At 56.8% G+C, this 22,037-nt stretch carries 20 protein-coding genes and 2 tRNA genes; 5 read left to right on the forward strand and 17 right to left on the reverse strand.

Features of this window, described 5'->3' with window-relative positions; genetic code table 11:
• Positions 1-81: 81 nt before the first annotated feature.
• A complete protein-coding gene (gene pdeH / locus ACTJJ1_RS21540; RefSeq protein WP_006328773.1) occupies positions 82-867 on the reverse strand; it encodes a cyclic-guanylate-specific phosphodiesterase in 786 nt (261 codons plus the stop codon).
• Between the two features lie 142 nt (positions 868-1,009).
• Between pdeH and ACTJJ1_RS21545 the strand changes: the two genes are divergently transcribed.
• Together ACTJJ1_RS21545 and ACTJJ1_RS21550 are read left to right on the forward strand one after the other, a co-directional pair.
• On the forward strand, positions 1,010-1,213 hold the full coding sequence (locus tag ACTJJ1_RS21545) for a 2-hydroxymuconate tautomerase family protein (RefSeq protein WP_004951695.1): 204 nt from the start codon (positions 1,010-1,012) through the stop codon (positions 1,211-1,213).
• 165 nt (positions 1,214-1,378) lie between these two features.
• On the forward strand, positions 1,379-2,311 hold the full coding sequence (locus ACTJJ1_RS21550; protein WP_440835225.1) for a sugar kinase: 933 nt from the start codon (positions 1,379-1,381) through the stop codon (positions 2,309-2,311).
• A 118-nt stretch (positions 2,312-2,429) separates the two neighbouring features.
• Here the strand turns inward: ACTJJ1_RS21550 and ilvC are convergent, their stop codons facing one another.
• Complete coding sequence (ilvC, locus tag ACTJJ1_RS21555) at positions 2,430-3,905, reverse strand: ketol-acid reductoisomerase (RefSeq protein ID WP_004951700.1); 1,476 nt, start codon at positions 3,903-3,905, stop codon at positions 2,430-2,432.
• A 179-nt stretch (positions 3,906-4,084) separates the two neighbouring features.
• On the opposite strand from ilvC, the gene ilvY reads away from it, so the two are divergent.
• The gene (ilvY, locus tag ACTJJ1_RS21560; RefSeq protein ID WP_006328776.1) at positions 4,085-4,966 is read left to right on the forward strand and encodes an HTH-type transcriptional activator IlvY; all 882 of its coding nucleotides are present in this window, start codon (positions 4,085-4,087) and stop codon (positions 4,964-4,966) included.
• A 115-nt stretch (positions 4,967-5,081) separates the two neighbouring features.
• On the opposite strand, the gene ACTJJ1_RS21565 is transcribed toward ilvY, so the two are convergent.
• The 8 genes from ACTJJ1_RS21565 to ACTJJ1_RS21600 form a co-directional block, all read right to left on the reverse strand.
• Positions 5,082-5,783 (reverse strand): DUF2461 domain-containing protein, encoded by a 702-nt coding sequence (locus tag ACTJJ1_RS21565; protein WP_325987400.1) that lies wholly within the window; start codon positions 5,781-5,783, stop codon positions 5,082-5,084.
• 21 nt (positions 5,784-5,804) lie between these two features.
• A complete protein-coding gene (gene ilvA / locus ACTJJ1_RS21570; RefSeq protein ID WP_004951707.1) occupies positions 5,805-7,349 on the reverse strand; it encodes a threonine ammonia-lyase, biosynthetic in 1,545 nt (514 codons plus the stop codon).
• Between the two features lie 5 nt (positions 7,350-7,354).
• Complete coding sequence (gene ilvD, locus ACTJJ1_RS21575) at positions 7,355-9,205, reverse strand: dihydroxy-acid dehydratase (RefSeq protein ID WP_004951710.1); 1,851 nt, start codon at positions 9,203-9,205, stop codon at positions 7,355-7,357.
• A gap of 131 nt (positions 9,206-9,336) precedes the next feature.
• Positions 9,337-10,263, reverse strand: a complete 927-nt coding sequence (ilvE, locus tag ACTJJ1_RS21580) for a branched-chain-amino-acid transaminase (RefSeq protein WP_004951712.1) — start codon at positions 10,261-10,263, stop codon at positions 9,337-9,339.
• Between the two features lie 22 nt (positions 10,264-10,285).
• Positions 10,286-10,543 (reverse strand): acetolactate synthase 2 small subunit, encoded by a 258-nt coding sequence (gene ilvM / locus ACTJJ1_RS21585; RefSeq protein ID WP_004951714.1) that lies wholly within the window; start codon positions 10,541-10,543, stop codon positions 10,286-10,288.
• Entirely contained in the window at positions 10,540-12,186 is a 1,647-nt protein-coding gene (gene ilvG, locus ACTJJ1_RS21590) for an acetolactate synthase 2 catalytic subunit (RefSeq protein WP_004951717.1), read from the reverse strand. Before ilvG ends, ilvM begins: the two co-directional genes overlap by 4 nt.
• A gap of 142 nt (positions 12,187-12,328) precedes the next feature.
• Complete coding sequence (gene ilvL / locus ACTJJ1_RS21595; protein ID WP_013814970.1) at positions 12,329-12,427, reverse strand: ilv operon leader peptide; 99 nt, start codon at positions 12,425-12,427, stop codon at positions 12,329-12,331.
• A gap of 133 nt (positions 12,428-12,560) precedes the next feature.
• A complete protein-coding gene (locus tag ACTJJ1_RS21600) occupies positions 12,561-13,793 on the reverse strand; it encodes an MFS transporter (protein WP_440835229.1) in 1,233 nt (410 codons plus the stop codon).
• Positions 13,794-14,134: 341 nt separating this feature from the next.
• On the opposite strand from ACTJJ1_RS21600, the gene ACTJJ1_RS21605 reads away from it, so the two are divergent.
• Positions 14,135-15,658, forward strand: coding sequence for a YifB family Mg chelatase-like AAA ATPase (locus tag ACTJJ1_RS21605; protein ID WP_006328780.1), 1,524 nt, complete (start codon positions 14,135-14,137; stop codon positions 15,656-15,658).
• Between the two features lie 27 nt (positions 15,659-15,685).
• Here the strand turns inward: ACTJJ1_RS21605 and ACTJJ1_RS21610 are convergent, their stop codons facing one another.
• Positions 15,686-16,024, reverse strand: a complete 339-nt coding sequence (locus ACTJJ1_RS21610) for a DUF413 domain-containing protein (RefSeq protein ID WP_004951725.1) — start codon at positions 16,022-16,024, stop codon at positions 15,686-15,688.
• A 119-nt stretch (positions 16,025-16,143) separates the two neighbouring features.
• Here ACTJJ1_RS21610 and hdfR point away from each other — a divergent pair, with 119 nt between their 5' ends.
• Positions 16,144-16,971 carry an HTH-type transcriptional regulator HdfR gene (gene hdfR / locus ACTJJ1_RS21615; RefSeq protein ID WP_004951728.1) on the forward strand — a complete coding sequence of 276 codons (828 nt, stop codon included), beginning with the start codon at positions 16,144-16,146 and terminating at the stop codon, positions 16,969-16,971.
• Between the two features lie 4 nt (positions 16,972-16,975).
• Here the strand turns inward: hdfR and yjfF are convergent, their stop codons facing one another.
• From yjfF to ACTJJ1_RS21645, 6 genes are all read right to left on the reverse strand, one after another.
• On the reverse strand, positions 16,976-17,968 hold the full coding sequence (gene yjfF / locus ACTJJ1_RS21620; RefSeq protein WP_440835231.1) for a galactofuranose ABC transporter, permease protein YjfF: 993 nt from the start codon (positions 17,966-17,968) through the stop codon (positions 16,976-16,978).
• Positions 17,965-18,987, reverse strand: a complete 1,023-nt coding sequence (gene ytfT, locus ACTJJ1_RS21625) for a galactofuranose ABC transporter, ATP-binding protein YtfT (RefSeq protein WP_086012904.1) — start codon at positions 18,985-18,987, stop codon at positions 17,965-17,967. The genes yjfF and ytfT overlap by 4 nt, the downstream gene beginning before the upstream one ends.
• Positions 18,984-20,498: a galactofuranose ABC transporter, ATP-binding protein YtfR gene (gene ytfR, locus ACTJJ1_RS21630; RefSeq protein WP_122288646.1), complete on the reverse strand. Its 1,515-nt coding sequence runs from the start codon at positions 20,496-20,498 to the stop codon at positions 18,984-18,986. The genes ytfT and ytfR overlap by 4 nt, the downstream gene beginning before the upstream one ends.
• 23 nt (positions 20,499-20,521) lie before the next feature.
• Positions 20,522-21,478, reverse strand: a complete 957-nt coding sequence (ytfQ, locus tag ACTJJ1_RS21635) for a galactofuranose ABC transporter, galactofuranose-binding protein YtfQ (RefSeq protein WP_004951740.1) — start codon at positions 21,476-21,478, stop codon at positions 20,522-20,524.
• A 317-nt stretch (positions 21,479-21,795) separates the two neighbouring features.
• Positions 21,796-21,871, reverse strand: a tRNA-Trp gene (locus tag ACTJJ1_RS21640).
• Positions 21,872-21,924: 53 nt separating this feature from the next.
• Positions 21,925-22,001, reverse strand: a tRNA-Asp gene (locus tag ACTJJ1_RS21645).
• Positions 22,002-22,037: the final 36 nt, after the last annotated feature.

A 22,037-nucleotide genomic window follows, 5' to 3' on the forward strand; every position in this document is an offset into this window, starting at 1 on the left:
TCTGCCACTAAAATTGATAAGCAGGCTTTACCAAGCCTAGCCGAGGATAGGCGAGAGTTCACGCTTTAGGCGGGCAGAGAGTCAGGCGGGCGGCGAGGAAAACAACATCGGCAAGGTTTGCAGCGTTTCAAAACGGGCCGGGCGGGAAAGGTAGTAGCCCTGCGCAGCCAATGCGCCGGAACGCTGTACCAGCAGCCATTCCTGCTCGGTCTCCACCCCTTCGACGATCACCCCTTCGCTGAACTGGTTCATTATTTTGATCAGGGTGAAAAGCAACTCGATGCCGTCTTCCGTCTGCTTCAGCAGGGTGAATAACTCACGCGCCACTTTAATGTATTGGTAACGCCAGGTGCTGATGGCACAGAAGTTCGCCAAGCCGCTGCCGAAATCATCCAGCCACAACCGCTCCGCCCCCGTAATTTGCTGCAACGGACAGCTCAGCGCCATCCCGGCATGCTCCACCAACTCAAAGCGCAGATAGGGCATCGCGGTAATCTGCCTTTGCAACTCAGCATGTCGCTGCAACGCCTGCAGCGCAATACCGTCGATATTGACCGACACCATCAACGCATGGCGGATAAGATGCGGCTGCCAGCCTTGCAGGAAGCTGAGTTGTTCCTGAATGATCCGCAGGCGCGAGCTAACGTCGAGGGCGGCGAAATAACGCTCCGGCGATTGCGGCTTGTCCGGCGCGCTGGGGTGATACACCACCGTTAACAGCTCTATCGCCAGCAAAGCGCCGGAGGTGCGGTAGATAGGCTGAAAGGTGTACAAACGCCGACATTGTCGCCAGTAACGTTGCGTTTTTACGCGCATGCAGACGGCAAGGAATGGCGCCAGCAGACCAGAGTTCGTCTTGGTTGTCATGGGTACTATCGCCATCGAAGGAGAATGAAAACGCTCAGGCTGCGGTAGTGCTGCTCTTAGTTTATCGGCAAGATGCGATAAAGCTTTAAGCGATAGCGAAAGCCTTTTACATTGATAACAGATCAATAACAGAGGAAAAGACATGCCCTACGTAAATATCAAAATTACCCGCGAAGGCGCGACGCCGGAGCAAAAGAAACAGCTGATCGCCGGCGTGACGCAACTGTTGGTGGATACGCTAGGGAAAAACCCGGCGACCACCGTGGTGGTCATTGATGAAGTAGAAACCGACAATTGGGGCATCGGCGGCCACAGCGTCACCGACCTGCGCGCAGCCGCTAAATAACGGTCGGCGGCACGCTTCGCATCGGGAAACTTTTCCATTTCCCGATAGCGATCATAAATTAATTAAAACGTTGTTTTATTTTCATTGACTCCTCCCCGCCCTTGCGTTGAGACTGAAGGCATTGCGCATTCCTTCGTTTTCTTCTTTCAGCCAGGGCCGTTGACTATGACCACCCAGAATCTTGCCGTGATCGGCGAATGCATGATTGAACTGTCGCAAAAAGGCGCGGAGCTCAGCCGCGGATTTGGCGGCGATACCTTAAACACCGCCGTTTACATCGCCCGCCAGGTGCCGGAAACCGTGCTGCAGGTGCATTACGTCACCGCCCTCGGCACCGACAGCTTCAGCCAGGAAATGCTGCAGGCCTGGCAACAGGAAAAGGTTAAAACCGATTTGATCCAACGGCTGGAAAACAAGCTGCCGGGGTTGTATGTGATCGAAACCGATGATACCGGCGAGCGCACCTTCTATTACTGGCGCAACGACGCCGCCGCACGCTACTGGCTGGAAGGACCCCAGGCGCAAAGCCTGTGCGAGCATCTGGCCCACTTCGATTATCTGTACCTCAGCGGTATCAGCGTGGCCATTCTCAACCCAGCCAGCCGCACCCGATTGCTGGCGTTGCTGCGCCAGTGCCGCGCCAACGGCGGGAAGGTGATTTTCGATAATAACTATCGGCCGCGCCTGTGGCAGAACCGCGAGGAAACCCAACAGGTTTATCGCGATGTGCTGGCCTGTACCGACATCGCCTTCCTGACCCTGGACGATGAAGACCTGCTGTGGGGCAAACAACCGGTGGAACAGGTGGTCCGCCGCACGCAGGCATTGGGCGTGACGGAGATTGTGATCAAACGCGGCGCAGACGCCTGCCTGGTATTCAGCGCCGAAGGCACCGAGCTTGAGATTCCGGCAGTGCAGTTGCCGAAAGAGAAGGTGGTGGATACCACCGCCGCAGGGGACTCCTTCAGCGCCGGTTACCTGGCGGTACGTTTAACCGGCGGCGACGCGGCACAGGCGGCACAGCGTGGCCACCTGACTGCCAGCACGGTTATCCAATATCGTGGAGCCATCATCCCGCGGGAGGCGATGCCGCAGTAATGCCTGATCTCCAAAAATGCGAAAGGCCAGCAATGATGCTGGCCTTTTTAATGGGCTTAATATGCTAAGCCCTTAGTCGCTGAAATAACAACGCGACAGCTTGAAAGACGACGGGTATTTAGCCTGCCACCGCGATACGTTTCATATCAGTCATATAACCACGCAGTTTGCGGCCAACGGATTCGATTGGGTGATTGCGCACCGCTTCGTTCACGTCACGCAGTTGCGCGTTGTCCACGGAAGTGCCGGCCACGGATTTACCCAAGTCGCCTGCCTGCAGAGTCGTCATAAACTCTTTCAGCAACGGCACTGCGGCGTTAGCGAACAGGTAGTTGCCGTATTCAGCGGTATCAGAGATAACCACGTTCATTTCATACAGACGCTTGCGCGCGATGGTGTTGGCGATCAGCGGCAACTCGTGCAGCGACTCGTAGTAAGCGGACTCTTCGATGATGCCTGCGTCAACCATGGTTTCGAACGCCAGCTCAACGCCTGCTTTCACCATAGCGACCATCAGCACGCCGTTATCAAAGTATTCCTGCTCGCTGATTTTGCCTTCGAACTGCGGCGCATTCTCGAATGCCGATTTGCCGGTCTCTTCACGCCAGTTCAGCAGTTTTACGTCGTCTTCTGCCCAGTCGGCCATCATACCGCTGGAGAAGGCGCCGGAGATGATGTCGTCCATGTGTTTCTGGAACAGCGGCGCCATGATCTCTTTCAGTTGTTCGGACAGCGCATAAGCGCGCAGCTTGGCCGGGTTGGACAGGCGATCCATCATCAGGGTGATGCCGCCCTGCTTCAGCGCTTCGGTGATGGTTTCCCAACCGAACTGAATCAGTTTCTCGGCGTAAGCCGGCTCGGTGCCTTCCGCAACCAATTTGTCGAAGCACAGCAGCGAACCCGCCTGCAACATGCCGCACAGAATGGTTTGCTCACCCATCAGGTCAGATTTCACTTCGGCAACGAAGGAGGACTCTAGCACGCCGGCACGGTGGCCGCCAGTCGCTGCTGCCCAGGCCTTGGCGATCGCCATGCCTTCGCCTTTCGGGTCGTTTTCCGGGTGAACCGCAATCAGGGTCGGCACGCCGAAACCGCGTTTGTATTCTTCGCGCACTTCGGTGCCCGGGCATTTCGGCGCCACCATCACTACGGTGATGTCTTTACGTACCTGTTCGCCCACTTCAACGATGTTGAAGCCATGGGAGTAGCCCAGCGCCGCGCCGTCTTTCATCAGCGGCTGTACTGCGCGAACCACTGAGGTGTGCTGTTTGTCCGGCGTCAGGTTAACCACCAGGTCCGCCTGCGGGATCAGATCTTCGTAGGTGCCGACTTTGAAGCCGTTCTCGGTCGCTTTACGCCATGAAGGGCGCTTCTCGTCGATGGCTTCTTTGCGCAGGGCATAGGCAACGTCCAGGCCCGAGTCACGCATGTTCAGCCCCTGGTTCAGGCCCTGTGCGCCACAGCCGACGATCACCACTTTTTTGCCTTTCAGGTAGCCGGCTTCATCCGCAAATTCGTCGCGAGCCATGAAACGACACTTGCCCAATTGCGCCAACTGCTGACGCAGGTTCAAGGTGTTGAAATAGTTAGCCATCGTGGTACTCCAGTTAGATGTTGTGTCGATTTAGCTTATCGATGTTATTTTCATTCCCCGCCCTGTCTGTGCGGAGATTCGTTAAACTCAATGTATAACAGGAAACGCGTTGCTTAAATTGATATATTACGAATGTGATATTGCAATTTATGCAACACTCTTGCTGCGAGCGTACCTATATGGATTTACGTGATTTAAAACTGTTCCTCCATCTGGCGGAAAGCCAGCATTTTGGCCGCACCGCCAAAGCGATGCACGTCAGCCCGTCGACGCTATCCCGCCAGATCCAACGGCTGGAGGAGATCCTCGGGCAACCGCTGTTTTTGCGCGATAACCGCACCGTGCAGCTCACCGATGCCGGTGAACAGCTGAAAGAGTTTGCCCAGCATACCCTGTTGCAATACCAGCAGTTGAAACATTCGCTGGGCCAGCACGGCCCTTCGCTGAGCGGCGAATTGCGGCTGTTTTGCTCGGTTACCGCCGCCTACAGCCATCTGCCGCCAATCCTCGACAGGTTCCGGGCGCAGCATCCGCTGGTGGAAATCAAACTCACCACCGGTGACGCTGCCGACGCGGTCGACAAGGTGCAGTCCAACGAGGCTGACCTCGGCATTGCCGGCCGGCCAGAAACCCTGCCCACCAGCGTGGCGTTCACTAAAATCGGCGAAATCCCGCTGGTACTGATCGCCCCTGCGCTCCCCTGCGCGGTACGCAGCCAGGCGTTTGTCGCGAAGCCCGATTGGGCCACCATTCCGTTTATCCTGCCGGAGCACGGCCCGTCGCGAAAACGCATCGAACTGTGGTTCCGCCGCCAACGCATCGCCAACCCGCTGATTTACGCCACCGTCGGCGGCCACGAGGCCATCGTTTCGATGGTAGCGCTGGGTTGCGGCATTGCGCTGATCCCCGGCGTGGTGGTAGACAACAGCCCGGAACCGGTGCGTAACCGCATCTCGCAGCTGGAAAATATTTCGATGGTCGAACCCTTTGAACTGGGCGTTTGCGTACAGAAAAAGCGCCTCAGCGATCCGTTGATCGAGGCTTTTTGGCGCCTGCTGTGAACGGTCGACATCTTGAAAACGAAATCACTGCATTCAAACATGAACATTTGAAATATTAAGCCCGATGGATTTCAAGTTACAGCCAACAGGCTGCAGCTTGAAAGACGACGGGTATTCATAAATCAGCCGGATCGATTTGCTTCATCGTCTCCACCTGCATCAGCCAGCGATACAGCGGCTCCAACTGTTGGAAACCCTGCGTCAGCGTCTGCACCAGGCCTGCGCTGAACAGCTTTTCTACCTGGCTGTCGCTGACCATCACCGCGAAAGATTTGCGGTTGTACCAGGTGGCGATCTCCGCCGCCTGCTCTTTCACCAGCGGGCGTTTGTAGCTTTCCCCCACCAGCTCGAACGGCGGCCGACAGCAGGCCGCCACCTCTAAAAACGGCTGCGGCCGGCGCAGCAGCGTATGGCGGAACAGGTCCATCGTCGGCTTGTTGGCGCTGTAATAGCCCAGCCCATAGCGCAACATATCCGGCCCCAGCTCAAAGAAATACACCGGCGCGTCTTTCCAGTCTTTACTCGGCCGTTTAAACGTCAGCCACATGCGGCTGCGATAGCGCGATTTGTCATGAGAGAAACGCGTATCGCGGTGGAGCCGCGACAGCGTTTTACCGATCGCCGGCCGGGTTTCAAACTGCGGATCGATGGCCAGCATGGCCGGGCTCAGCTCGGCCACCAGCGTACGGAACGGCGTCAACAGCTCCCGCTCGTAAAGGTTACGATTGGCTTCAAACCAGTCTTTGTCGTTCTCGATACGCACCTGTTGGAGAAAATTCAGCCCCTGTTGGCTGAAACCGGTAAAACTGTCTGTCATACGCCGTCCTTGTCGATTCCCTTAGCCCTGCAAGAAAAAGCGGAACGCCGGGTTATCGGTTTCATCGTGGCAATCGTAGCCCAGCGCCTGCAAGTGCTGCTCAAACTCGGGTTCGGTCTGCGACAGCTCGAAGCCCGCCAGCACGCGGCCAAAATCGGTGCCGTGGCTGCGATAATGGAACAGCGAGATATTCCAGTGAGTACCCAAGGTCTGCAGGAACTTCAGCAGCGCACCCGGCGACTCCGGGAATTCAAAGCTGTACAGACGTTCGCGCAGCGGCTTCGAAGGACGCCCGCCCACCATGTAACGCACGTGCAGCTTGGCCATTTCGTCATCGGACAGGTCTACCACCTGATAGCCGTCGGCGTTCAGCTCGTCGATGATCTCCAGCCGTTCCGCATGACCGCGCGTCAGACGAACACCGACGAAAATGCAGGCGTTATCCGCATCGGCATAGCGGTAGTTGAACTCGGTCACCGAACGGCCGCCCAGCAGTTGGCAAAACTTCAGGAAGCTGCCTTTCTGCTCTGGAATAGTCACCGCCAGCAGGGCTTCACGCTGTTCACCCAATTCGCAGCGTTCGGACACGTAACGCAATCCGTGGAAGTTCAGGTTGGCGCCAGACAGTACGTGCGCCAGGCGCTCGCCCTGAATATTGTGCTGCTGCACGTACTTTTTCAGCCCGGCCAGCGCCAGCGCGCCGGAAGGCTCGGCAATGGCACGCACGTCTTCGAACAAATCCTTTACCGCCGCACAGATAGCGTCGCTGTCGACGGTGATCACATCGTCCAGGTATTCCCGGCACAGGCGGAAGGTTTCATCGCCGATGCGCTTCACCGCCACCCCCTCGGCGAACAACCCGACGCGCGCCAGATCCACCGGGTGCCCGGCATCCAGCGCCGCTCGCAGGCAGGCGGAATCTTCAGCTTCCACGCCAATCACTTTGATTTGCGGCATCAGTTGCTTAATCAGCACCGCCACGCCGGCCGCCAGGCCGCCACCGCCAACCGGCACAAACACCCGGTCAAGATGCGCATCCTGCTGCAGCAGCTCCATCGCCAACGTGCCCTGCCCGGCAATCACCGTGGGATGATCGAACGGCGGTACGAAGGTCATGCCCTGTTTCTGCGACAGCTCAATCGCCCGCGCTTTGGCTTCATCAAAGTTGGCGCCGTGCAACAACACCTCGCCACCGAAACCGCGCACCGCATCCACTTTGATGTCTGCGGTGGATACCGGCATCACGATCAGCGTTTTGATCCCCAGCCGTTTGCCGGAGTAGGCTACGCCCTGCGCATGGTTACCGGCGGAAGCCGTCACCACGCCGCGCGCCTTTTGTTCTTCGTTCAGACTGGCGATCATCGAATAGGCACCGCGCAGCTTGAAGCTGTGCACCGGCTGACGATCTTCACGCTTCACCAGAATGGTATTGCCCAGCCGCGAAGAGATTTTGCTCATGGCCTGTAACGGGGTGACCTGAGCCACCTCGTAAACCGGCGAGCGGAGCACCGCTCGCAGATACTCCGCGCCGCCAGGGGCGTCGGATAGGGGTTGTGATTCCGCCATGATGCTTAGCCTCCCAGCTTGCTCTTGTCGCGCACTGCGCCTTTGTCGGCACTGGTCGCCAGCGTGGCGTAGGCGCGCAGGGCGTAAGACACCTGACGTTCACGATTTTTCGGTGTCCAGGCGCGATCGCCACGCGCCAGCTCAACCTCGCGGCGTGCCGCCAGTTCGCTGTCTGTAACGTCCAGCACCATGCTGCGTTTTGGAATATCGATGTCGATCATGTCGCCATCTTCGATCAGTGCGATCAGGCCGCCGCTGCCCGCTTCCGGAGAAACGTGGCCGATAGACAGGCCCGAGGTGCCGCCGGAGAAGCGCCCATCGGTAATCAGCGCACAGGCTTTGCCCAGCCCCATGGATTTCAGGTAGGTCGTCGGGTACAGCATTTCCTGCATGCCCGGCCCGCCTTTCGGCCCTTCGTAGCGGATGACCACCACGTCGCCGGCAACCACTTTACCGCCGAGAATCGCTTCCACCGCCGTATCCTGGCTTTCGTAGACTTTCGCCGGGCCACGGAAGGTCAGGTTATCTTTGTCGACGCCGGCAGTTTTAACGATGCTGCCGTCCAGCGCCATGTTGCCGTACAGCACGGCCAATCCGCCTTCCAGGCTGAACGCATTTTCCAGCGAACGGATACACCCCTCTGCGCGGTCGTCGTCCAGCGTATCCCAGCGGCAATCCTGAGAGAACGCCTGAGTGGTGCGGATACCCGCCGGGCCGGCGCGGAACATTTTCTTCACGGCTTCATCTTTGGTCAGCATGATGTCGTACTGTTCCAGCGTTTCCGACAGCTTCAGGCCCAGGATGTTATCGACGTCGCGGTTCATCAGCCCCGCGCGGTCCAACTCGCCGAGGATAGCCAGTACGCCGCCGGCGCGGTGCACGTCTTCCATATGGTATTTCTGGGTGCTTGGCGCCACTTTGCACAGGTGCGGCACCTTGCGCGACAGGCGATCGATGTCCGCCATGGTGAAGTCAATCTCGCCTTCCTGGGCCGCTGCCAGCAGGTGAAGTACGGTGTTGGTCGAGCCGCCCATGGCGATATCCAGCGTCATGGCGTTTTCGAATGCCGCTTTGTTGGCGATACTGCGCGGCAGCGCACTTTCGTCGTCCTGCTCGTAGTAACGTTTGGTCAGCGCAACGATGCGCTTGCCGGCGTTGAGGAACAGATCCTTACGGTCCGCATGGGTCGCCAGCAGCGAGCCGTTACCCGGCTGGGACAGACCCAGCGCTTCGGTCAGGCAGTTCATCGAGTTGGCGGTGAACATGCCGGAACAGGAGCCGCAGGTCGGGCAGGCGGAACGTTCGATTTGCGCGCTGTCGGCGTCGCTGACGTTCGGGTTGGCGCCCTGGATCATCGCATCGATCAGATCCAGCTTGATTATCTTGTCGGACAGCTTGGTCTTGCCGGCTTCCATTGGGCCACCTGAAACGAAAATCACCGGAATGTTCAGGCGCAGTGACGCCATCAGCATCCCTGGGGTGATTTTGTCGCAGTTGGAGATACACACCATCGCATCGGCGCAGTGGGCATTCACCATGTATTCAACCGAGTCGGCGATCAGTTCGCGCGACGGCAGGGAATAGAGCATACCGCCGTGGCCCATGGCGATACCGTCATCCACCGCAATGGTGTTGAACTCTTTGGCGACGCCACCGGAGGCTTCGATCTGCTCTGCAACCAGTTTGCCCAAATCGCGCAAGTGCACGTGGCCCGGCACGAACTGGGTAAATGAGTTGACCACCGCAATAATCGGTTTGCCAAAATCGTCGTCGGTCATTCCGGTCGCGCGCCATAATGCGCGGGCACCCGCCATGTTGCGGCCGTGGGTGGTGGTGGCGGAACGGTACTTAGGCATGCTCTTCACTCCAAATGTATTTATTACAGGCGGCGAACGAACCGCCTGGATATTCTTATCTGTCTGTCGATTTACCCTATGAATTTCAACCTGCAGCTAACAACGCTTCAGGTTGAAAGGCGACGGGTAAATTATGGATTTACCGGATCCAGCCAACCGTACTTGTCTTCGGTCTTGCCGGTAAACAGGCCAAAGAATGCCTGTTGGATCTGTTTGGTCACCGGTCCGCATTTGCCGATACCGACCTGGATGCCGTCAACGCTGCGCACCGGGGTGATTTCCGCTGCGGTGCCGGACATGAACACTTCGTCGGCCAGGTACAACGACTCTCGCGACAATACCTGCTCACGCACTTCGAAGCCCATGTCTTTCGCCAGTTTGATGATGGCGTCACGGGTGATGCCCGGTAGCGCGGATGAGGTGAACGGCGGAGTAAACAGCACGCCGTCTTTCACTTCGAACAGGTTCTCGCCTGCGCCTTCGGAAATATAACCGTGCACGTCAAGCGCAATCCCTTCCTGATAACCGTGGCGGCGCGCTTCGCTGCCCACCAGCAGGGAGGAAAGGTAGTTGCCGCCGGCTTTGGCCGCAGTTGGAATGGTATTCGGCGCCACGCGCTGCCAGGAAGAAACCATCGCATCGATGCCTTGTTCCAGCGCTTCTTCACCCAGATACGCGCCCCAAGGAAACGCCGCGATAATCACGTCGGTATTGTAACCGGCTGGCGGGTTAACCCCCATGCCGACGTCGCCAACAAACACCAGCGGACGGATATAAGCACTGATCAGATTGTTTTTACGCAGCGTGGCGCGGCAGGCTTCCATCAGTTCATCGACGCTGTGCGATACCGGCATGCGATAGATTTTTGCCGAGTCGTGCAGACGCTGCATATGTTCGCGGTGGCGGAATACCACCGGGCCTTTATGGGAGTCGTAGCAGCGGACTCCTTCAAACACCGAAGTGCCGTAGTGCAACGCATGCGACATCACGTGCACTTTGGCGTCAGCCCAGGGAACCATCTCACCATTGAACCAAATGTAATCGGCTTTCTTCGTCATTATTCTTTATCCTTCTCGCGCCTTAGGCGCGTATTTGTTGTGATGTTGGTTGCTGGATCTCAACGCAGGAGACGTCCATCAGTTTGCTTAACTGTGATGACAGTAGATCCACCGGGCGCTGGCTGGCAACGGTCAATTCAATATTAATGTTGTCGGTATTCACCGCTGAAACCATATTCATAGCACAAACCTGAAAGCCGCGATGACGCACGACGCGCAATACGCGCTCTAACATTTCAGGGCGGAAACGTGCCTGGATCGAGAGTTGATGCTGCATCATGACATTTTCTCCAACATGGTTTCGTTGCCGGCGCCCGGCGGCACCAGCGGCCAGACGTTTTCGAGTTCATCAATGGACACATGCAGCAGATAAGGCCCTTCGCTGTTGAGTAAGGCGTCGAGGGCGTCTGCCACCTGGTCTTTGCGGGTAATGCGCTGGCCGGGGATACCGAAGGCATTGGCCAACATCAGGAAATCGGGGTTATCGGACAGGTTGGTTTCGCTGTAACGACCGTCAAAAAACAGCTGCTGCCACTGTCGAACCATCCCTAAACGCTGGTTATCCAGTAAAACGATTTTCAGCGGCAGCTGTTTTCGTTTTATGGTGCCCAGCTCTTGCACGTTCATCATGAAGGAACCGTCGCCCGACACGCAGATCACCGTATCCTGCGGCCGCGCCATTTGGGCCCCCACCGCGGCCGGCACGCCGAACCCCATGGTGCCCAGACCGCTGGACGTGATGAAGTTTTCAGGGCATTCAAAGGTCATGTGCTGCGCGGTCCACATCTGGTGCTGGCCCACGTCGGTGGTAACCACAGTATTGGCCGGTTTGCGCTCGGATAACTGTTTCAACAGCAGCGGCGCGTAGATCGGCTGGCCTGGGTGATCGTAACGCCAGGTATGGGTTTCTTTCAGCTCAGCGACCCGTTGCTGCCAGGTGCTGATATTCAACGGCTGCTGCAGCGCAGGCAACAAGGCTTTCAAATCGCCCTGCAATGCCACGTGCGCCTGACGCAGCTTGCTCATCTCCGCCGGGTCGATATCCATGTGGATCACCTTGGCGTGCGGTGCGAAAGCGTTCAGTTTTCCGGTCACGCGATCGTCAAAACGCGCGCCGACGGCGATCAGCAAATCGCATTCCTGCACCGCCAGGTTGGCGGCCTTGGTACCGTGCATGCCCAGCATGCCGAGATAATAGGCGTGTTCCGCATCTGGCGCGCCCAGCCCTTTCAACGTGGCGACGCTTGGTATCTGAGTCACGGCGATAAACTCGCGCAACGCCGGCACCGCCTGTGCCATACCAACCCCACCGCCAACGTACAGCATAGGTTTGTGCGCCTGCGCCAGCAATTCGGCGGCTTGCGCCAGCTCTGCCGCCGGGTAGTTCAGTTGTTCCACTACCGGCATCAGATGAGGATGCAGGTCACCCTGTGCCAACTGGATGTCTTTCGGGATATCGATCAGCACCGGGCCTGGACGACCGCTGCCGGCGATGGCGAAGGCTTCCGCCATGATGCCCGGCAGCGCGTCCAATGACTCCACCAGGAAGCTGTGTTTGGTGCAGGCCAGAGACAGGCCGAGAACATCGATCTCCTGAAAGGCATCGGTGCCGATCAGCGCAGATCCCACTTGACCGGTGATAGCCACGACCGGCACGGAGTCCAGCAGCGCATCGGCCAGGCCGGTGATCAGGTTGGTGGCGCCAGGCCCGGAAGTGGCGATACAAACGCCGATTTTACCGGTTGAACGGGCATAGCCGATGGCGGCCATTGCGGCGCCTTGTTCGTGGCGGCACAGCAGGTGTTCCACACCGCCGTCATACAATGCATCGTAGACTGGCATGATTGCGCCGCCCGGATAGCCGAATACCGTATCAACACCCTGCGCACGCAACGCTTGTACTACCCACTGAGCCCCGTTCATGGTTATTTCCCCGCCTTACTTCGATAATTGCAGGATTTTGCTCTGTTATTCATTCTCTTATCCTCGCTTCACTTTTCTTATGCCAATAAAAAACCCCCGGACCTTACGGTGCGGGGGTTCTCTTGCGATTCCGGCTTGTTTTCTAAGCCTTTCTTCGTCCAAGTGCAGCCCCGCACGGTGGGATAATAATCACCACCACGCTAATCACGACTAGGCTAATCACTTGGGCAAAGGCTTTCATAATAGGTTTGTTCACTGTGCTCGTTTCGAACTAATGCCTACAGAGGTACCATAGTCATGCTCGGCATGACAACACTTTTTTTGCGTTATTATTCGACGCAATCTGGTCATACCTCGCGCAAACTACCGCGATTTCAAACGTTAGCGTGCAGGCTTGGGGTTTTCACCTCGCCAGAGATCGCCTTGCCGCGCGTATCCTTGCCGAGGAACACCAACAGTGCGATAACAATCGCCACCGTGCCGGCAATGATCGCCATCGCCAGCCCATAGTTATGGCCATTGTGAGCGGCAATCGTTGCCTGCAATGTCGCGTTCACCGACGCAAGCAGATTGCCCAACTGGTAAACGAACCCCGGCAGCACCGCACGGGTATTAGCCGGTACCAGCTCGGTGAGATAGCTCGGCACCACGCCCCAGGCGCCCTGCACCATGAATTGCATCAAGAATGCGCCAATCCCGAGCATCAGCGAACCGCTGGAAAACGCCCACAGCGGGATCACCGGCAAGGCCAGCAGCGCAGCGATGATAATCGCTTTCCTGCGGCCGATTTTTTCCGACAGCGCGCCGAAGAAAACCCCGCCGATAATTGACGCGATATTGTAGCTAATAGCGATGATACTGACGGTTTTAGCATCGAAACCATGCTGAACTTTCAGAAACACCGGATACATATCCTGGGTACCGTGCGAGAAGAAATTAAACGCGGCCATCAGCAGCACCAGATAGCCACACAGTTTCCAATGGCTCTTCAGCACCGGCAGCAACGCGCTGCTTTCCTTGCGTTCACGCGCCGCCAGCCACACCGGCGATTCCTGTACGCAATAGTAAATAAACGGCAACAGCAAAATCGGCGCTGCGCCGATAACAAACATGCCACGCCAACCCACCGCCTCAAACAGCAGGCCGTACACCACCGCCGCCAACAGATACCCGAACGGATAACCCGCCTGGAAAATCCCCGACATCAGGCCGCGTGAACGGTCCGGGATGGTTTCCATCGCCAGCGATGACGCCACGCCCCAGATCCCGCCCATCGCCACGCCGTACAATACCCGTAGCAGCAAAAATACCGTCAGCGACGGGGCCGCTGCAGACAGCAGCTCAAACACCGAGAAGAACACGATGTTCAGCATCAAAATCGGTTTGCGGCCGTATTTTTCCGCCGCGCGGCCGAAGATCAGCGCGCCGATCGGACGTACTGCCAGCGTCAGCAGGATCGCCAGCGTCACCTCTTCCATGCCGACATGGAAAGATTGCGCGATATCGCTGAGCAAAAACACCAGCACGAAGAAATCAAACGCATCGAGCGTCCAGCTTGAAAAGCTGGCGATAGCCGCATTGCGTTGCTGCGGGGTCCAACCAAACATAGTGTTATCCCTACTCTAGCTTACGAAGTCGTGAGATTTAGCGGCTGCCGTGGCGGAACGCGTCGGCGGTCGGGGTTTGTTAATTAAAGGGCTTTTATTTTAACTAATTGTTAAATACACCCATCCAACCTCCGTCTGCAACAGGGCTAGCCCGCTAATGTGTTGCAGCGTTCGCGTAATTGTTAAGGGGTATTGCCATCACTTGCGGTGCGCTTCGCAAAATATTTATATCTGTTTGAAATAAAAGATCTAACTTGCGAACCTTTACGTAAACTCTTCAATGTTGCCGCGCTCCGGGGGCGCGAATCCCGCATCATGTTGCCTTCAGAAAGGAGAGCAATATGTCACTGGCGGTTATCTATACCCGGGCAACGATGGGCGTTCAGGCCCCTTCGGTGACGGTCGAAGTACATATCAGTAACGGGTTACCCGGCCTGACGATGGTCGGCCTGCCGGAAACCACGGTGAAAGAGGCCCGCGATCGGGTACGCAGCGCGTTGATCAACAACGGTTTCACCTTTCCCGCCCGACGCATCACCGTCAACCTGGCTCCAGCCGATCTTCCCAAAGAGGGCGGCCGTTACGATCTGCCTATTGCCCTGGCAATCCTCGCCGCCTCCGAACAACTGCCGGCCGATCAGCTTGCGCGCTATGAGTTCCTCGGGGAGCTGGCGCTCTCCGGCGCTCTGCGGGGAGTAAGTGGCGCAATACCCGCCGCGCTGGCGGCAATGGATGCCGGAAGACAGCTGATTCTGGCGTCAGCCAATGGTAAGGAAGTGGGCCTGATTGCACAGAGTGAAAGCCGGGTTGCGGAACATCTGCTGGAAGTGTGCGCCTTTTTGTTGGGCAAAGGCGATTTACCGGGGGCCACCGCCCCGGCTCCCGCCGAAACCCGGCAGGAACCCGCCGATTTGCAGGATATTCTGGGCCAGGAACAGGCCAAGCGTGCGCTGGAGATCGCCGCAGCAGGGGGGCATAACCTGTTGCTGGTCGGCCCCCCGGGTACCGGGAAAACCATGTTGGCCAGCCGCCTGAACGGCCTGCTGCCACCGCTGACCGACCGGGAGGCGCTGGAAAGCGTGGCCGTAGCCAGCCTGCTGCATCACCCTGCCGAAACGCTGCCATGGCGCCAGCGGCCATTTCGCGCACCGCATCACAGCGCCTCAATGGTTGCGCTGGTCGGCGGTGGCTCACTGCCGCGGCCGGGGGAAATCTCCATGGCGCACAACGGCGTACTGTTTCTGGACGAGTTGCCGGAATTCGAACGGCGCGTGCTGGATGCCCTGCGTGAACCGCTGGAGTCTGGCGAAATCGTCATTTCACGCGCCAGCGCCAAGGTTTGTTTCCCGGCCAGGGTGCAGTTGATCGCCGCAATGAATCCCAGCCCGACAGGACACTACCAGGGCATGCATAACCGCGCGTCGCCGCAACAGGTCCTGCGCTATCTCGGGCGGCTTTCAGGGCCGTTTCTCGATCGTTTCGATTTATCGATTGAGGTGCCGTTGCTGCCGCCAGGCGTGCTCAGTAAAAAGCGCGCCGGAGGAGAAAGCAGCATTCAGGTACGTGAACGGGTATTGCAGGCGCGTGAAAGGCAACTCTGCCGGGCAGGAAAAATCAACGCCCTGTTGAGTAATCCCGAAGTCGAACGGGATTGTACGCTCAGCGCACCGGATGCCGATTTTCTTGAGACGACGTTAAACAAGTTGGGATTATCGGTTCGTGCCTGGCAACGAATTTTAAAAGTGGCACGCACGCTGGCGGATTTGGCGGGGGATCGGGATATTGATAAGCGCCACCTGAGCGAAGCGCTTGGCTACCGTTGTATGGACCGACTGTTGTTGCAGCTGCATCGCAGCCTGGAATAAAAATGGGGCCCACAGGCCCCATCGTTATCAATCGTCGCTTTCGGTGTAGTCTTCCACCGCATCAGCCTGCGGCTTGCCACCAGACAGGGTATGGAATTTTTTCGGGCGACGTGTGCGCGCCAGATATTTAGCCCATACTTTTTCCTGCTCGGTTACCGGCTCACGCTCACCGTGGCACACTGCGACGAACAGCTGTTCTTCTTCAGTGGCTGGCTGGCGTTTGCCTGCGTCCAACTCGTTGAACGCATACCCGAAGCGCTCTAGCAATTGCGCTTCTTTAATGGTGAAATCGCCGTGACGGGAGAACCCGCGAGGATAATGTTTATTATCAAAAAAACGATTGGTCGTGGTGAAGCTATCCGCCATCTGACACGCTCCTAATTCTCTCATGGCCGTGCTGTTTATGGCGCGGAGTATTAGATAGGCTTGACATTGTGTAAAACAAAACATTTAAATCTTAACGATAAAAATTTCTGGAGATAGGTGTGGATACCGAATTACTGAAAACCTTTTTGGAGGTCAGTAGAACGCGTCACTTTGGCCGAGCCGCGGAATCCTTGTACTTAACGCAGTCTGCGGTCAGTTTCCGCATCCGCCAGTTAGAAAACCAATTAGGCGCGAATTTATTCACCCGTCACCGTAACAATATTCGCCTGACGCCCGCCGGAGAGCGGCTTCTGCCCTATGCTGAGAGCCTGATGACAACCTGGCAATTGGCAAAAAAAGAGGTGGTGCGTTCGCTGCAGCATACCGAGTTGTCCATCGGCGCCACCGCATCTTTGTGGGAGGCCTACCTAACCCCATGGCTGCAATCGCTCTATCAACAACGTGAGGCGCTACAACTTGAGGCCAGGGTTGCGCTACGGCATTCTTTGGTAAAACAGCTGCATGAGAGACAGCTCGATTTGCTCATCACTACCGAACCGCCAAAGATGGATGAGCTGGCCAGCCAGCTGCTGGGGAATTTCTCGCTGCGGCTATTCTCTTCTACCCTGCGCGATAAGCATGCGCCGATGCCGTATATCAAGCTGGAATGGGGGGCCGACTTTCATCCGCAAGAAAGCCGCATGTTGGAAAGCGATAATCTGCCGGTGCTTACCACCACCTCGGCACACCTGACCCGCCAGTTACTGGAAACCACCGGCGGCTGCGCCTTCCTGCCCAGCCAGTGGGAGAAGGACTATCCACAGTTGGTCGCGACCCCCGAAATCCCGGCGATTATCCGCCCGCTGTACGCTGTGTGGCTGCAAAATAGCGACCAGCAGCCACTCATCCGGCAATTGCTGAAAATACCTTTAAACACCGCAGCCTAAGACGCTATAACGGCTTTAGTCGGGGATGGCGTGGTTTGGTTCGTCTGTTGAGCCAAAATGCGCTCATCGCCTTCTGGAGGCCGATAAAGCAGAACAGCAGGATACCGATGACGATTTTGGTCCACCATGAGCTAAGCGTACCGTCGAAGGTGATATAGCTCTGAATCAGCCCCTGGATCAGCACGCCAAACAGCGTGCCCAGCACGGTGCCGACACCGCCGGTCAACAAAGTGCCACCAATCACCACGGCGGCAATCGCATCCAGCTCCACACCGCTGGCCGCCAGCGCATAGCCCGCAGAGGTATATAACGAGAAAATAATCCCGGACAGCGCCGCCAGCGTGCCTGAAAGCATATAAATCAGCACCGTGGTGCGTTGTACCGGCACACCCATTAATGCCGCAGATACCCGATTGCCGCCGATGGCATAGACGTTATGGCCGAAGCGCGTGCGGTGCGCCAGTACCATGCCAACCGCCACCACCAACAGCATCACCAGCGCTAACAGCGTGAAGCGGCCACCACCCGGCAGTTTCCAGGCGTAGTTGGCCAGCGTCGCATACAGCGGATGATCAATGGGTATCGACTCTTCCGAAAGGATAAAACTCATGCCGCGTACGAAGAACATCCCAGCCAGCGTGATGATAAATGCCGGTAGCTTGAGCGTATCAATGATCCAGCCCATCAGAGCGCCAAACGACGCCCCCATCAACAGAGCAATGACGAACGCATAGCCCGGTGCAATGCCGTAAACGCCGATCAGCTTGGCCAACAATACGCCGGTGAAGGCGATCACCGAGCCAACCGACAGATCGATACCGCCGGAAAGGATCACAAACGTCATCCCCACCGCAACAATGCCGAGAAACGCGTTGTCTGTCAGTAAATCGCACCATACCCGCGTTGACGCAAAGCTGGGGAACTGGGTGAGACAAAATCCGTAGCCCAGAAGAAAGACCACGAGGGTAATCAACAATGACAGATTACGTTTGATCATGGCTTTCGTCTCCTTAACAGCCGATGCAACGATACGCTCGGCGATTGAATCATCAGTACCGCCAGCACCACTATCGCCTTCAGCACCAAATTGAACTCCGGCCGGTAGCCGGACAGTAGAATGCCGGTATTCATCCCTTGGATAATCAATGCCCCCACTACCGACAACAGAAGATTAAAACGGCCGCCCAGCAAAGATCCTCCGCCAATCACCACCGCTAAAATCGCATCCAGCTCCAGCCACAGCCCGGCATTGTTGGCATCTGCGCCACGGATATCCGCGGTCACAATAATCCCCGCCACGGCGGCGCACAACCCGCAGATCACATAGACCGCCATGACCACCCAACGCGTACTCACCCCCGCATTGCGCGCCGAGCGCAGGTTAATTCCCACCGCTTCGATAAACAGCCCCAACGCGGTTTTGCGCGTCAGCAGCCAGATCAACAACAGCATCACGGCGGCAATGATCGCCGGCATCGGCAAATACATCAGCGCGCCGCTGCCCAGTTGCGCCAAACCTTCACGTTCGAAAGTGACGATTTGCCCTTCGGTGATCAACTGTGCAATACCGCGCCCAGCCACCATCAACATCAGCGTGGCGACAATCGGTTGTATCTGCAGCACCGCGACCAGAAATCCGTTCCACAGGCCACACAACGCCCCCACGGCCAGCGCAGCGGCCAGCACGTAACCCAATGGATAGCCCGCACTGGTCAGCGTTGCCGCCGTAGCACCGGCGATTGCCATCACCGCCCCTACGGAAAGATCGATACCCCCGGTGGCGATAACCAGCGTCATGCCCAAGGCAAGCAAGGCGACCGGCGCACCGCGGTTAACGATATCGATCACGCTGCCAAACAAACGGCCATCCTGAACGTGAATGGAAAAGAAATTCGGGGCGACCAGGCTGTCGATCAGCAAAATCGCCGCCAACGCTCCCAACTGCGTCGCCCCGGCCGGGAATACCCATTTGACTTTGCGTGGTCCACCGGTCATGGAGAAGCTCCTGTGGTTCATCCTGCCCCCTGTTGCACAGCAATAGCCTGCATAATCGCAGGTACCGTAATAGCCGTATGCTCAAGCTGCGTAACGTGTTTTCTGTCGCGCAATACCACGATGCGGTCGGCATATCCCGCCAATTCCTCCAGCTCAGAAGAGATCACCAGCAGCGCTAACCCTTCATCGCACAGCCTTTCAATCAACCGAATGATTTCAGCATGCGCACCGACGTCAATCCCGCGCGTCGGTTCATCCAGGATCAGAAAACGGGGTTTGGTTGCCAACCAACGCGACAGCAGCACCTTCTGCTGATTCCCTCCGGACAGGTATTGGATCTGTTGCTCCGGGCCCGGCGTGCGAATACCCAACAATTGGATAAAACTCTCGGCAATGCGGGTTTGTTCTCGTAGCGAAAGCGGTTTTAACCAGCCGCGCTGAGCCTGCAGAGCCAGAATGATATTTTCTCGCACCGTCGCAGCACCGATAATTCCGTCGGTTTTACGATCCTCCGGGCAATAGCCGAAGCCAAGACTGGCAGCTTTGCGCGGCGTACGAATATTCACCGCGCGGCCCTCCACTTTTGCATTGCCGCTATCATGCGATTTGATGCCAAATATCAGTTGGGCCGTTTCGGTGCGCCCCGAACCGAGCAGACCGGCCAATCCGACAATCTCACCCGGCCTTATTCTCAGATCGAAGGGTTCAACCATGCCACGACGCCCGTAGCCGTTAAATTCGACCAGCGGAGACGCATCCGTCGGCACATGCTCGCCCCGCTTGAGCAACGACTCGTCAAAGGCGTGACCGAGCATCATCTGGACCAGCTCCAGCCGTGGCAAGTCGTTGGCAGGCTTGGTACCCACCAACCTACCGTTGCGCAGCACGGTAATGCGATCGCTGATGCGGTAAACCTGATCGAGGAAATGGGTGACAAAGATCATGCCTATCCCCTGCGATCGCAGTTGACTGAGAATATCCAGCAGCATGGTGACTTCTTTAGCATCCAGGCTCGCAGTGGGTTCATCCAGGATCAGGACTTTGGCTGAAAGATCGACCGCCCGTGCGATAGCGACAATCTGCTGGATCGCAATCGAATAATTGCCTAATGGCTGGCTGACATCCAACTGCAACCCATAACCCAGCAAAAGTTGCTGGGCCCGCCGCAGCATGGTTTTTTGATCGACCAGGCCGAAACGGGTAGGTTCGCGGCCGATAAACAAATTGGCGGCCACCGAGATATTCGCCAGCAAGTTAACTTCCTGATAAACCGTACCAATCCCCAGCGCCTGCGCTTGCGCGGTGCTTTGCGGCGCAATGGCTTTGCCCTCCAGCAGAACTTCACCGGCGGAACGCTGATAAACCCCGGTCAGCGCTTTGATTAGCGTGGATTTTCCCGCGCCGTTTTCACCCAACAGCGCCATGATCTCTCCGCGCTGTAGCGTGAAATCAACCTCTTCCAGCGCCTTTACGCCAGGAAACTCGACGGATAATCCCTTAATCGCCAATAACGTGGTCTGCGATGCGGCCATCTTTTGTCCCGTCGGTGAGTGGATTAATAACCCATGCTTTTCTTCAGCTCGAATTCCTGTTTTGCGGTATCAGGCTGCAGCAGTTTCGATTCGGTCTGAATAAACTTCGCGGGTTGCGTTCCGTCTTTTTTCATCGCCAACAGCGCGTCGAACGCAGGGCCAGCCATATTCGGTGTCAGTTCGACCGACGCATTGGCCTCGCCATTGATCATCGCTTTGAAGATATCGGGAACACCGTCAATGGAGACGATTTTAATTTGTGAGCCTGGTTTCAAGCCGGCTTCTTTGATCGCCTGAATGGCACCTATCGCCATATCGTCGTTGTGAGCGTATACGGCGCAGATATTTTTGCCGTTTTGCTCGGCCTTGATGAAGCTTTCCATCACTTCTTTACCCTTGCTGCGGGTGAAGTCGCCGGATTGCGAACGGATAATTTTGACGTTGGCGGCGCTGGCAATACCGTCAGCAAAACCTTTCTTGCGGTTGATTGCAACGCTGGCGCCCACGGTGCCTTGCAGTTCCACCACGTTACAAGGCTTACCGGCTACCTCTTTGACCAGCCACTCCCCCGCAACTTTGCCTTCATGCACACTGTCCGATGCCACAGCCGCGGTATACAGCGAGGGATCGTTCACTTCGATCATCCTGTCGAGCAGGAATACCGGGATTTTGGCCTCTTTCGCCTCTTGCAGTACCGGGGTCCAGCCGGTAGCGACAACTGGCGCAATGAAAATAGCGTCAACGCCCTGGGCAATAAAAGATCTGACCGCTTTGATCTGGTTTTCCTGTTTTTGCTGCGCATCGGCGATTTTCAGCGTAATTCCGCGCTTTTCCGCTTCTTGTTTCGATACTTTGGTTTCCGCCGAGCGCCAGCCCGATTCAGAACCAATCTGAGAAAAACCGACGACCAGCGGTGCTGCCTGTGCCGTCCCGATCAATGCGCCAGTAATGGCGGCCGCTAACAGCAGACGTTTAACCATGTTGTTCTCCTCGCTTTGCCCAGGGATGTGACTCCCTCCGACAGGGGTAGTCGTTGTTGTATATGCTGCATATTTTTCTGGTGGAGTTGGCGGCCAAAAGGTTGGGCGCTACTTAGTTGTAGTTGAAAATCAGGCAGGAATAATGAGCAGTATCACATCGCGGTAGAACAACCATTTTGTACATGGATTCAGCTAAAAATGTCTAAATTGGGAACGATTTCAGAGGGGTTTTTAGGCAGTTTTTCAGAGGAGTAGCAAAAAGTTAGAAAATGTAGAAAGCAAAAAAAACCCTTTGCTTTCGCAAAGGGTTTTTAATATGGCAGGGGCGGAGAGACTCGAACTCGCGACACCCGGTTTTGGAGACCGGTGCTCTACCAACTGAGCTACGCCCCTAAATCTCGCTTAACATTATGCCTGCTAAAATTAGCAGGCATAATTTAAATAAGTGGCGGAACGGACGGGGCTCGAACCCGCGACCCCCTGCGTGACAGGCAGGTATTCTAACCAACTGAACTACCGCTCCACCGATTCTTTTACGTTGCATCTTTCGATGCAGGCA

The organism is Serratia sp. 22264 (genome assembly GCF_052045345.1).
Lineage (GTDB): Bacteria > Pseudomonadota > Gammaproteobacteria > Enterobacterales > Enterobacteriaceae > Serratia > Serratia plymuthica.

What these genes read in the sequence shown, in the direction of transcription:
- ACTJJ1_RS21565 (WP_325987400.1), bottom strand. Translation starts at nt 5,783, where the DNA reads ATGACAGACAGTTTTACCGGTTTCAGCCAACAGGGGCTGAATTTTCTC.
- ilvA (WP_004951707.1), bottom strand. Translation starts at nt 7,349, where the DNA reads ATGGCGGAATCACAACCCCTATCCGACGCCCCTGGCGGCGCGGAGTAT.
- ACTJJ1_RS21600 (WP_440835229.1), bottom strand. Translation starts at nt 13,793, where the DNA reads ATGTTTGGTTGGACCCCGCAGCAACGCAATGCGGCTATCGCCAGCTTT.
- ilvG (WP_004951717.1), bottom strand. Translation starts at nt 12,186, where the DNA reads ATGAACGGGGCTCAGTGGGTAGTACAAGCGTTGCGTGCGCAGGGTGTT.
- ACTJJ1_RS21605 (WP_006328780.1), top strand. Translation starts at nt 14,135, where the DNA reads ATGTCACTGGCGGTTATCTATACCCGGGCAACGATGGGCGTTCAGGCC.
- pdeH (WP_006328773.1), bottom strand. Translation starts at nt 867, where the DNA reads ATGACAACCAAGACGAACTCTGGTCTGCTGGCGCCATTCCTTGCCGTC.
- ilvC (WP_004951700.1), bottom strand. Translation starts at nt 3,905, where the DNA reads ATGGCTAACTATTTCAACACCTTGAACCTGCGTCAGCAGTTGGCGCAA.
- ytfT (WP_086012904.1), bottom strand. Translation starts at nt 18,987, where the DNA reads ATGAACCACAGGAGCTTCTCCATGACCGGTGGACCACGCAAAGTCAAA.
- ACTJJ1_RS21545 (WP_004951695.1), top strand. Translation starts at nt 1,010, where the DNA reads ATGCCCTACGTAAATATCAAAATTACCCGCGAAGGCGCGACGCCGGAG.
- ilvY (WP_006328776.1), top strand. Translation starts at nt 4,085, where the DNA reads ATGGATTTACGTGATTTAAAACTGTTCCTCCATCTGGCGGAAAGCCAG.
- yjfF (WP_440835231.1), bottom strand. Translation starts at nt 17,968, where the DNA reads ATGATCAAACGTAATCTGTCATTGTTGATTACCCTCGTGGTCTTTCTT.
- ACTJJ1_RS21610 (WP_004951725.1), bottom strand. Translation starts at nt 16,024, where the DNA reads ATGGCGGATAGCTTCACCACGACCAATCGTTTTTTTGATAATAAACAT.
- ilvD (WP_004951710.1), bottom strand. Translation starts at nt 9,205, where the DNA reads ATGCCTAAGTACCGTTCCGCCACCACCACCCACGGCCGCAACATGGCG.
- ilvE (WP_004951712.1), bottom strand. Translation starts at nt 10,263, where the DNA reads ATGACGAAGAAAGCCGATTACATTTGGTTCAATGGTGAGATGGTTCCC.
- ilvM (WP_004951714.1), bottom strand. Translation starts at nt 10,543, where the DNA reads ATGATGCAGCATCAACTCTCGATCCAGGCACGTTTCCGCCCTGAAATG.
- ilvL (WP_013814970.1), bottom strand. Translation starts at nt 12,427, where the DNA reads ATGAAAGCCTTTGCCCAAGTGATTAGCCTAGTCGTGATTAGCGTGGTG.
- ACTJJ1_RS21550 (WP_440835225.1), top strand. Translation starts at nt 1,379, where the DNA reads ATGACCACCCAGAATCTTGCCGTGATCGGCGAATGCATGATTGAACTG.
- ytfQ (WP_004951740.1), bottom strand. Translation starts at nt 21,478, where the DNA reads ATGGTTAAACGTCTGCTGTTAGCGGCCGCCATTACTGGCGCATTGATC.
- ytfR (WP_122288646.1), bottom strand. Translation starts at nt 20,498, where the DNA reads ATGGCCGCATCGCAGACCACGTTATTGGCGATTAAGGGATTATCCGTC.